Raw genomic sequence first — 10,175 nt, forward strand, 5'->3', positions numbered from 1 at the left:
GACTTCGGACGCTCCATCCGCCAACATGATCGCTGTTCCCCGGGGAACTGCCCCAATTGAGGTTGATGATCCGATGAAGGCCGGAACCCTCCCCGAGCCCCTCCCCCTCCGCAGCACGACGGAGACGACCCGCCCCCTGGGCGCGCGCCCCGCCGCGGGCACGGCTCCGCAGCGCGTGCTGTTGGTGGATGACAGCCGCTCCATCCGCACGCTGCTGAAGATCTACCTGATGGCTCGCAACTTCGAGTTCCTCGAAGCGGAGTCCGCCGAGGAAGGCCTCAAGGTGTCGGAAGCGGAGCCGGTGGACCTGGTCCTCACGGACTTCCACATGGATGGGATGAACGGCGCGGACTTCGCCGCGCAGATTCGGGCCAGCGCCAACCCGCGTCTGGCCAAGGTGCCCATCCTGATGATGACGGGCGACCCGAACGTAGCGGAGGTGCGCGCGCTGGGTCAGAAGGCCGGCATCAGCGCCTTCGTCCGCAAGCCGGTGAGCTGCGCGCAGCTCATGACGCTGGTGGACACCATCCTCCCGCTGCCGCGCAAGTAGCGCGCCGCGCCCCTCTGGGCGCCGCTTCCCTCACGCCGGGTTCCGGGCCGCCGCAGCGGCGCGGGCCCGGCGTTGTCGCATGGCTTCACCCACGCGGATGGCCATCAGGAGCGCCAGCACCGCGCCGTAGATGAGCGGCTCGGTGACGTCCTTCTTCACGCGCCACACGAAGTGCACCACGCCCAGCGCCGCGGCCACATAGGCCAGCCGGTGCAGGCGCTGCCAGCACGGAAAGCCCAGCCGCCGCACCCACCGGTTCGTCGACGTCACGGCCAGGGGCACCAGCAGCACCAGCGCGGCGAAGCCCACGGTGATGAAGGGGCGCTCGGTGACGTCCGCCCACAGCGCGCCCCACGCCAGCCCCTGGTCCAGCACCGCGTACACGAGGAAGTGCGCCACCGCGTAGGTGAAGGCCAAGAGGCCCAGGGTGCGGCGCACGCGCGCGGGCCACGTCCACCCCGCCACCAGCCGCAGCGGCGTGCACGCCAGCGAGGCCACCAGCAGCACCAGCGCCAACAGCCCCGTCTGGTGGAGCGCGGCTTCAATCGCGTTGGGCCCCAGCTCACCCCGAGGGCCCTGAATGGCGAGCATCAGCAGCGGCGACAGGCCCCCCACGACGAGCGCGGGGTTGAGCCAGGGATACGGAGACGAGGCCATGGCGCGGGGACTCAGTAGAACCGGCGCAGGTCCATGCCGGTATAGAGGTGGGCCACCTGCTCCGCGTAGCCGTTGAAGGGCAGCGTGGGGCGGCGATCGAAGTCACCGATGCGGCGCTCGCTGGCCTGGCTCCAGCGCGGATGGGGCACGGAAGGATTCACGTTGGCGTAGAAGCCGTACTCGCGCGGCGCGGACAGGCGCCACGTCGTCATGGGCTCCTCCCGCGTGAGGCTGATGCGGACAATGGACTTGATGCCCTTGAATCCATACTTCCAAGGCACCACGAGCCGCAGCGGCGCGCCATTCTGGTTGGGCAACTCCCGGCCATAGAGCCCCGTGGCCATGAGTGTGAGCGGATTCATCGCTTCATCCAAGCGCAGGCCTTCCGTGTATGGCCAATCCAGCAGGGCGCGGCGCTGGCCCGGCATCTGCTCCGGGTCCAACAGCGTGGTGAAGGCGACGTACTTCGCGTGGCTGGTGGGCTCCACGCGCTGGAGCAGCGCCGCCAGCGGGAAGCCCAGCCACGGAATCACCATGGACCAGGCCTCCACGCAGCGCATGCGGTAGACGCGCTCCTCCAGGGAGAACCAGTACGTGAGCTGCTCCACGTCCACCGTCCGCGGCTTGCGCACCTCGCCGTCGATGACGACGCTCCACGGCTTCGGCTTCAGCGTGTGCGCGAAGCGGGCCGGGTCGTTCTTGTCGAAGCCGAACTCGTAGAAGTTGTTGTAGGTGGTGACGTCCTCGTAGGGCGTGCGCGGCTCGTCCGTGTCGAAAGGGCCCATCGCCTGCGCCACCGGTTGTTCCACCAGGCCCGCGTCCGGGACGAAGCGGTCCATGGGGCGCGTCTGCTTGCGGCCCAGCAGGTGCAGCCCTCCGGCGACGGCGACGGCCGTGCCCGCGAAGAGGCCCGCGTTCTTCAGCAGCTCGCGCCGGCGCAGGTACGTCTTCTCGGGGGTGACTTCGGAGCTGGGCGGCTCAGCGGGCGGCTTGTCGCGCATGGCGCCTGTATAACGGCCCGGGCCGCCCGCGCGTTACCGGGCAGTGCCTTCCTGTCCCGGGAGCGTCCCGGCGCTCTGCGTCAGCGCGGCCTCACGGGCGCGGGCGTCCTTCAGGCGCCACAGCCGCCACCAGGGTGTGCCCGGGGACTCGTGGTGCTCCCAGTGGTAGCCGAAGAAGAAGCACGACAGCAGGGCCCACAGGTGATTGCGCGGCAGCGTGCGCGCGTGGTGCGGGGCCATGTCCGGCGTCTCCGGGCGCCGGTGCGGCAGGTAGGTGCCGAAGTAGAAGAGCTGCAACGTGCCCAACACCGAGGGCAGCACCCAATAGCCGAGGATGTGTGGCTGGGAGACGCCCAGAAAGAGCAGCACGTTGAACTTGGCCGCCATCACCCCAAGCTGGGGCAGCGTGGTGTAGCGGGCCATGAAGGTGCCCAGCCACGGCCAGAAGGACTGGCTGTGGGTGGAAAAGTCCGGGTCCGCCTCGCTGGTGGGTCGGGCATGGTGGGCACGGTGGTTCACCACCAGCCGACGGTAGGACAGCCCCGCGAAGAGGAAGCAGGCGACCGTGCCTACGGCCTCGTTCACCCAGCGCCGGCCGGACACCGTGCCGTGCATGGCGTCGTGGCCGGTGATGAAGAGGCCCGTGCACAGCCAGGCCTGGAGAGCGACGTGCAGCCAGGTGAGCGGCTCCACCCACGGCAGCTCCGCGCGTGTCAGCGCCCAGGCAAGGTGCCCACCCCACGCGCCCATGATGACGAGCGCGATGACAACGCCCCAGGGACCGGGCGGCGCTGGACGGAGTTGGCGGGCGGAAGTCTCCATCTCTCATGCTTTCTGGCCATCGCCGGCCCGCCGCGCATGGGAAATGCCCAGGCGGCGGGGCGGGGCAATGGGCCGGTGGCTACTTCTTCACGTCGCGTACCAGCTCCTCCGCGGTGACGTAGCGCGGCTCGATGTCCACCGGCACGTCCTTGAGGCGCTCCAGCACGCGCTGCACGGGCGGGCGCACCACGCCGTACTTCGCCAGCAGCGCCTCGGCGGCCTTCCGGTCGCCGCGGCCCTGAATCTCCATGAACTGCTTCGTCAGCGAGGTGACGGCCTGCTTCATCTTCGCCGGCACCACGGAGAAGGTGCCGTCCGCGTTCACCTTCACCGCGCCGGTGTCCAGGAAGTAGTTGAGCTGCACGGCGATGCCCTTGCCGTGCGCCTCGTCCACGCCGAAGCGGATGGAGCGGAAGGCGGAGGCCAGGAACGTCGTGTACATGGTGCGCTCCAGCGACTTGTCGATGACGCCGGTGTCCACCAGGCGCTGGAGCGCCCACAGGCCGGAGATGTCCGCCTTCGCCTCTTCGATGGCGCTGGAGGCCGCCTGGAGTTCCTTGCGCACGGTGGTGGCCTTGCCACCCACGGTGATGTTGCTGGGCCCCAGGCCGTGCATCAGCTCGTGCATCAGGATGTGCGTGAAGAAGGCATCGAAGGAGACGTCCTTCTGGTCCGCCGGGGTGAGGGCCACCTTGGCGATGGGCAGCAGCACGCGCTCGAACTTGGCCTCCTGCACGTTCTTCAGCATCACGCGCTTGGAGCCCATCTTCTCCGACACCCGCTCGTCGTTGGGCAGGTTGAAGGCGGCCGTCTGCACGCCCCGGTTGCCGTCACCGGAGGAGAACAGGCTGTTGATGACGCGGATGGGCGCCAGCGCGCCCAGCTTCGGGTTGCGCAGCTTCGGGTCGATGGGGAGGTTGTTCTCCAGCCCCTGGAGCTGCCCGCTGAACTTCGCCAGCTTCTGCGTCTCCGCGTCGTCGCGCAGGCCCACGAAGGCCTCGAAGGCGGCCTTGTAGTTGAACCACTCGTCCTCGTAGACCTCGTAGGGCCCGATGGTGGGCTCGATGCTGGCGTCCAGCTCCATCCACGCCACCTCGCTGGCGTAGTAGTCGTTGGACAGGAACGCGTCCGCGCGCGAGGTGAGGAATGCCTTCAGCGTGGGCTGCTGGGTGAGCGCGGCGGCCTCACGCAGCAACGCAGCGGCCTGGGCCAGCTCGCCCTGGTACTCCACGCTGTAGGGCACCGTGATGAAGCGGCCATCCGTGCCGCGGCGGATGGTGGTGTAGAAGCCGGTGGCCTCCTTCTGCTGCGCCTCGGGCAGCGACTTCACCCACGCCTCCACCTCCGCCTGGGTGGCGCCAGCCGGATAGAAGTTCGCGGACGCGGGCTTGGCCGGTACGCCCGGGATGAAGGGCCGCGCCTCGTCGAGGCTGTTCCAGGGCCCCTTGTCCAACAGGAACGCCTGCAGCCGCGCGCGGCCCAGCGGCGTCGTGTCCTGGACCAGGTCCAGCAGCAGCGGCTCGTTGCCCGCCCACCGCTGACGCAGGAAGAGCGCGTCCATCAGCTTCGAGGCCTGGACGATGCGGGCCAGGGCGCGGCGCTCGGACTCCGGCAGCGCCTTCAGGTCCACCCGGAGCTCCACCGGGGCGAAGCGCGCCGTCAGGCGCTGGAGCTCCGCGGCATCCGGGAAACGGGCAGGGGGCGTCTTCTCCGCGGCGGTGGCGGCGCCCGACAGCATCGCCGCGCCGAGCAGGGACAGGAGGGTACGGTTCATGTCCCCTTCCCTACTCCAACCCGGGCCTACCCTCCCAGCGGTCCTCACATCTGAAAACCCAACGTCCCACATTTCCCCCTCATTCGCGCACACCCGGAATGGACCTCCAGCACACCCGCCCCTGAGCGGGCGGGCGGACGGTCCGGACTCGACAAGCGGTTTTCCATGGTTAAGGGAAAGCGACGCTGGCGCCCCACCGGGCGCCCCGGAGGCCCCTGTCACCATGACCGTCGAAAACGCCCCCCAGCGGGAGACCCACGCCTTCCAGGCGGAAATCAATCAGCTCCTCAGCTTGGTCATCAATTCGCTCTACAGCCACAAGGAGATTTTTCTCCGCGAGCTGGTGTCCAACGCGTCCGACGCGCTCGACAAGCTCCGGTTCCGCGCGATTACGGAACCAGAGCTGCTGGCGGACGAGCCGGCCCTGGAGCTGCGCCTCATCCCGGACGAGGCGAAGGGCACCCTCACCATCGAGGACACCGGCATCGGCATGTCGCATGACGAGCTGGTGAAGAACCTGGGCACCATCGCCCACTCCGGCTCGCGCGAATTCATCGAGGCGCTGGCGCAGAAGGGCCAGCAGAAGGACATGCAGCTCATCGGCCAGTTCGGCGTGGGATTCTACAGCGCCTATCTGGTCGCGGACCGTGTGGAGGTGGTCAGTCGCGCTGCCGGCCAGGGTCAGTCCGCCTGGCGGTGGACGTCGGAAGCCAAGGGCTCCTTCACGGTGGAGCCCGCCGAGCGCGCCGCGCGCGGCACCTCCATCACCCTGCACCTGAAGGAGGACCAGAAGGAGTTCCTGGGCGAGTGGCGGCTGCGGTCGCTCATCACGCAGTACTCCGACTACGTGGGCCACCCCATCAAGCTCCAGGTGAGCAAGACGACAGGGACAGGCGACGAGGCGAAGACGGAGACGTCGTTGGAGGTGGTCAACAAGGCCAGCGCCCTGTGGCAGCGCTCCAAGTCCGAAATCACGGACGAGCAGTACCAGGAGTTCTACAAGCACCTGACGCACGACTGGGAAGCGCCGCTGGCGTGGACGCACTTCAAGGCGGACGGCAACACCCAGTTCACCGGCCTGCTCTTCGTGCCCAAGCAGCCTCCGTTTGATTTGGACGCGCAGCAGCAGCGCGGGGTGCGGCTGTTCGTCAAGCGCGTGTTCATCATGGACCGCTGCGAGGAGCTGGTGCCGCAGTGGCTGCGCTTCGTGCGCGGCGTCATCGATTCGGATGACCTGCCGCTGAACGTGTCGCGCGAGCTGCTCCAGGACTCGCAGGTGGTGCGCGCCATCCGCAAGCACGTGGTGAAGAAGTCCGTGGACCTGCTGGAGAAGCTGGCCAAGGACAAGCCGGACGACTACCTCACCTTCTGGAAGGCCTTCGGCACGGTGCTGAAGGAAGGCCTGGCCACGGAGGCCGAGCAGAAGGAGAAGCTGGGCGGCCTGCTGCGCTACGAGAGCTCGCGCGAGGAGGGCCTGACGTCCCTGGCGGACTACGTGGGCCGCATGAAGGAAGGCCAGGAGGCCATCTATTACGTCTACGGAGAGTCCCGGAAGGCGGTGGCGGACAGCCCCCACCTGGAGGCGCTGAAGCAGCGCGGCTTCGAGGTCCTCTACATGACGGACCCGGTGGACGAGTGGGCCGCGCAGGGCCTGCGCGAGTTCCAGGGCAAGCCGCTGGTGTCCGCGCTCCAGGCGGACCTGAAGCTCCAGTCCACGGACGAGCAGAAGAAGGAGCAGGAGCAGCACGCCGAAGGCCTGAAGACGCTCACCTCGAAGATGAAGGACGTGCTCCAGGAGTCGGTGCGCGAGGTGCGCGTGTCGGACCGCCTGACGGACTCGCCCGTGTGCCTCGTCGTGCCGGAGGGTGGCTCGCCGGCCTACCTGGAGCGCCTGCTCCAGCAGCGTGGCCGGGGCGCGGGCATGCCGCGCGTGAAGCGCATCCTGGAAGTGAATCCGAAGCACCCCGTCATCGAGCACCTGAAGGCCGTGCATGACCGCGACCCGGCCGCGGCCCAGGTGGCAGAGTGGATTGAGCTGCTCCACGACCAGGCGCTGCTCACCGAGGGCAGCACCATCGCCGACCCCAACCGCTTCGCCCGTCGCATGACGGGGCTGTTGACGCAGGTGGCGGCCCTGGCCGCGGCGCCCGCTCCAGCGCAGGCCCCCGCCTCGGCGACGGCGAGCTGAGACGCCGTCACCCACGCCCCCTCTCGCTTCGAGAGGGGGCGCCCGCAGCCCGAGCGAGCGCCTGGTGCGCCTGGCTGCTCCAGGGAAGCCACGGACCCGGGGAATGCCCGACCCGGGACGGGGGTATCGGCTTCCCCGGGGCGCGTCGGCTATCGTCCCTCGGAATATCGAGGGGAGTCCGACGACATGAAGCGAGTGGTTCTGGGGTTGTTCGCAGCCGTAGTCCTCAATGCGTGCGCAGCGCACGAAAAGACGGGAGACCGCGCCGCGGCCGTAGGGGATTGGAAGGCCGCGTATGCGTCCTACCGGCAAGCGCTGACCAGCGAGCCGGACAGCCCCGAAATCAAACTCAAGTTCGACACGGCCCGAACCAACGCGCTCCAGGATGCGCGGCAGCGGGCGCAGACGTGCGCGCAGGTGAATGACTGGGGCTGTGCGCTCGCCGAGTCCGACTTCGCCCTGTCCGTGGAGCCGGGCAACGCGGAGATTGCGTCGTTCCGCGCGAACGCGGCGCAGCAGGTGGCGATGGGCCAATTGGACACGGCCGTCCAGCAGGCGCAGCAGGGGCAGTACGCGGAGGCCGCCTCGCTGATGGACCGGGCGCTGCAACTATCCCCGGCGCCCGAGGTCAAGGCGCACGCGGAGGACGTGCGGCGCATCATCACCACCCAGGGGCGTGCCCAGGCAGACCGGTACCTGCACGAGGGCAACTTCATCGCGGCCCACGAGCTGGCGCAGTTGGTGCTGCGGCTGGACGCCTCCGCCTCGGCGTGGGCGCAGAACATCGCCGCAGAGTATGAGCACTTCATCACCGAAGAGGTCGAGCGGCTGTCGCGCGAGGGTGACGCCGCGCGGGCGCAGCGTGACTGGGGGCGCGCGCAGCAGAGCTACGGCGCCGCGCTGAGCCTGCGGCAGGGTGGCCGGGCCGCGCCGCTGGAAGCGTACGTGCGCCACATGGCCCTCGCCGACCAGCGGATCGCGGGCCGCGACTGGAACGGGGCGGCGGATGCCTACCATGTGGCGCTGCGCACGGGCCAGGACGACGGATATGCCAACCACCAGCTGGAGCGGGTGCAGCTGCGGCCCTACCGCGTCGTGCTGCGCTCGGTGCTGGTGACGCCGGGCCGGCCGGATGGCCGGGCCTGGGTGGGCGCGTCGAACGACATCTTCACTCGGCTGGCCAACCGGGTGACCCAGATGGCCCGGCAGCGTGGGATGTCGGACCTGGTGAAGGACCTGGCCATGAGCATTCCGCATGAGAATCGCCCGAGGCTGCGCATCGAGGTCCACCATCCGGATGGCATGCACCTGACGACGCACGGGCGTGACGGCATCTACACGGCGTATGACGCGGAGTTCGTCGCTGTCGCCAATGCCTTCGACGACCGGCGGGTCGGTTTCCAGGTGTACATGGACGGGCCGAACGGGAGCGAGCTGCTCGGCTCGGTGGACGTGCCCATGCGCGAGCTGGTGGAGCACCGCGAGGTGTCGCTGGAGGGCCGCTCCATCATCGCGCTGATGCTGAGCACTGGTGCTGACGGCCGTCAGCCGGGCCCATACGCCGGCATGGCGCACGTGTTGCCGCCGCCTCCGCCCGGTACGCCACCGCCGGGCCGCGGCCACGCCGCCACGCCGGTTCCCTGACGTCCCGAGGGGCCGGGAGCACGGCTTCCGGCCTCCAGACACGGTGTCACCATGCCCGGAGCATCGTTCCGGGCGTGGGCAACGAGCAGATGCACACCCGCGCCCCGAACCCCCTTAGCGCGGCAGGCGGAGCCGGAACGTAGAGCCCGTGCCGACGACGCTCTCCACCTCGATGTCCCCCCCATGCGCCCGGGCAATCCGGCGGGACACGGAGAGCCCCAGGCCCACGCCGGGGATGTCCTTCGCCGCGATCCGGCTGCGCGTGAACGGCTCGAAGAGGGTGCCCAGGTCGCCGGGCGGAATCCCCACGCCTTCATCCGTCACGGACACCGACACGCCGCGCTCCGAGGACTCCAGCCGCAGCGACACCACCCCGCCCTCGGGCGAGTACTTGATGGCGTTGCTCACCAGGTTGGTGAGCACCTGCGACAGCCGCGTCGAATCACACCGCCAGGGCACGGGCGAGTCCGGCACGGAGTACTCCAGCCGGTGATGCTCACTCGACGGCCGGTGGAGCTCCACCACCTCCTCCACCAACCCGCGCAAGTCACACTCCTCCAGCCGCAGCTCCAGGTTCCCCGCCTCGATGCGCGTGCGGTCCAGCAGGTCGCCCACCATGCGCTCCAACCGGTCCACCTGGTTGGAGATGCGCACCAGCGAATCCCGTACCTTCTCCGGCGGAGGCGCCGTCTTGGCCCGCAGCAGCATCTGCGCCGACAGCTTCAGTGCGTTGAGCGGCGTGCGCAGGTCGTGCGCCACGCCCGCGAGGAACTGGAGTTGCCGCGCGTCCTGACTCATGACGGTCTCCGCCATGTCGTTGAACTCCGCGCCAATCTCCTGGAGCTCCGGCGGCCCCGCGCGCGCCACCCGGGATTCACGCCGGCCTGACTTGAACGCGCTCAACGCACGACGGATGGCCACCAGTGGCCGGTAGATGCTCGTCTGTGCGATGGCGAGGAACAGCACCACGCCCGTCAGCACCGACACCGCGAGCAACGTTCCGATGAGCCGCCCCGTTCTCCGCACGGAGGTCGCCTCGTCGCGAGCCGTGCGCGCCCGCGCGATGCTGGAATCCATCACCGCCCGCGTCGCATCCACTGCCTGCGCCAACCGGCGCCGCCGGTCCGACTCCGGCGCATTGAGATAGGCCTCGACGCTCGCGCGGGAAGCCGCCACCAGCCCGCGCTCCGCCTCCGTCTCCGTGTACAGCTCGACATGGGCCAGCCGCTCCGGCACCTCGCGCACCAGCGCGTCCACCCCGACGGGCGGCCCGACGTCCGTGGGCGCGATACCCTCCACTTCGTGAGCGTACTGGAGCAACAGCAAGGTGAATTCCAGCTCGGCCGCCGCGCGCACCCGCTCCGCCGCGTCGATGAGGCTGGTGGTCTGCCGCTGCAGCAGGGTGGTCATCCAGAAGAGCCCACCCGCGGACCCCAGCCCCAGAACCGCAAGGAGTACCGCTCCAAGGGTGAGGAAGGTCCGCAACCGCATTACGCCCTCCTGGGGAAAGCCCCACCCTACCCGATACGTGGCGCGAAC

Annotated in this window: 8 protein-coding genes; 3 read left to right on the forward strand and 5 right to left on the reverse strand. The window is 69.2% G+C overall.

Translation table 11 applies throughout. The annotated features are described in order from the left end of the window. The first annotated feature begins 73 nt into the window (after positions 1 to 73). On the forward strand, positions 74 to 550 hold the full coding sequence (locus F8M74_RS32050) for a response regulator (protein WP_090492176.1): 477 nt from the start codon (positions 74 to 76) through the stop codon (positions 548 to 550). A 30-nt stretch (positions 551 to 580) separates the two neighbouring features. Here the strand turns inward: F8M74_RS32050 and msrQ are convergent, their stop codons facing one another. The 4 genes from msrQ to F8M74_RS32070 form a co-directional block, all read right to left on the reverse strand. Continuing rightward, positions 581 to 1,207 carry a protein-methionine-sulfoxide reductase heme-binding subunit MsrQ gene (msrQ, locus tag F8M74_RS32055; protein ID WP_141258778.1) on the reverse strand — a complete coding sequence of 209 codons (627 nt, stop codon included), beginning with the start codon at positions 1,205 to 1,207 and terminating at the stop codon, positions 581 to 583. 11 nt (positions 1,208 to 1,218) lie between these two features. Then, positions 1,219 to 2,208 (reverse strand): protein-methionine-sulfoxide reductase catalytic subunit MsrP, encoded by a 990-nt coding sequence (msrP, locus tag F8M74_RS32060; protein ID WP_141258777.1) that lies wholly within the window; start codon positions 2,206 to 2,208, stop codon positions 1,219 to 1,221. Positions 2,209 to 2,241: 33 nt separating this feature from the next. Beyond that, on the reverse strand, positions 2,242 to 3,030 hold the full coding sequence (locus F8M74_RS32065) for a fatty acid desaturase (protein ID WP_141258776.1): 789 nt from the start codon (positions 3,028 to 3,030) through the stop codon (positions 2,242 to 2,244). Positions 3,031 to 3,109: 79 nt separating this feature from the next. Continuing rightward, positions 3,110 to 4,804 (reverse strand): hypothetical protein, encoded by a 1,695-nt coding sequence (locus F8M74_RS32070; protein WP_141258775.1) that lies wholly within the window; start codon positions 4,802 to 4,804, stop codon positions 3,110 to 3,112. A 223-nt stretch (positions 4,805 to 5,027) separates the two neighbouring features. On the opposite strand from F8M74_RS32070, the gene htpG reads away from it, so the two are divergent. Next, positions 5,028 to 6,992, forward strand: coding sequence for a molecular chaperone HtpG (gene htpG / locus F8M74_RS32075; RefSeq protein WP_141258774.1), 1,965 nt, complete (start codon positions 5,028 to 5,030; stop codon positions 6,990 to 6,992). A 186-nt stretch (positions 6,993 to 7,178) separates the two neighbouring features. Then, the gene (locus F8M74_RS32080; RefSeq protein WP_141258773.1) at positions 7,179 to 8,636 is read left to right on the forward strand and encodes a hypothetical protein; all 1,458 of its coding nucleotides are present in this window, start codon (positions 7,179 to 7,181) and stop codon (positions 8,634 to 8,636) included. Between the two features lie 114 nt (positions 8,637 to 8,750). Here F8M74_RS32080 and F8M74_RS32085 read toward each other — a convergent pair. Beyond that, positions 8,751 to 10,175: HAMP domain-containing sensor histidine kinase (locus tag F8M74_RS32085; protein WP_240462315.1), on the reverse strand; the 1,425-nt coding region annotated here is incomplete at its 5' end.

This window comes from Myxococcus sp. CA023, from assembly GCF_010998615.1.
Taxonomy (GTDB): Bacteria; Myxococcota; Myxococcia; order Myxococcales; family Myxococcaceae; genus Myxococcus.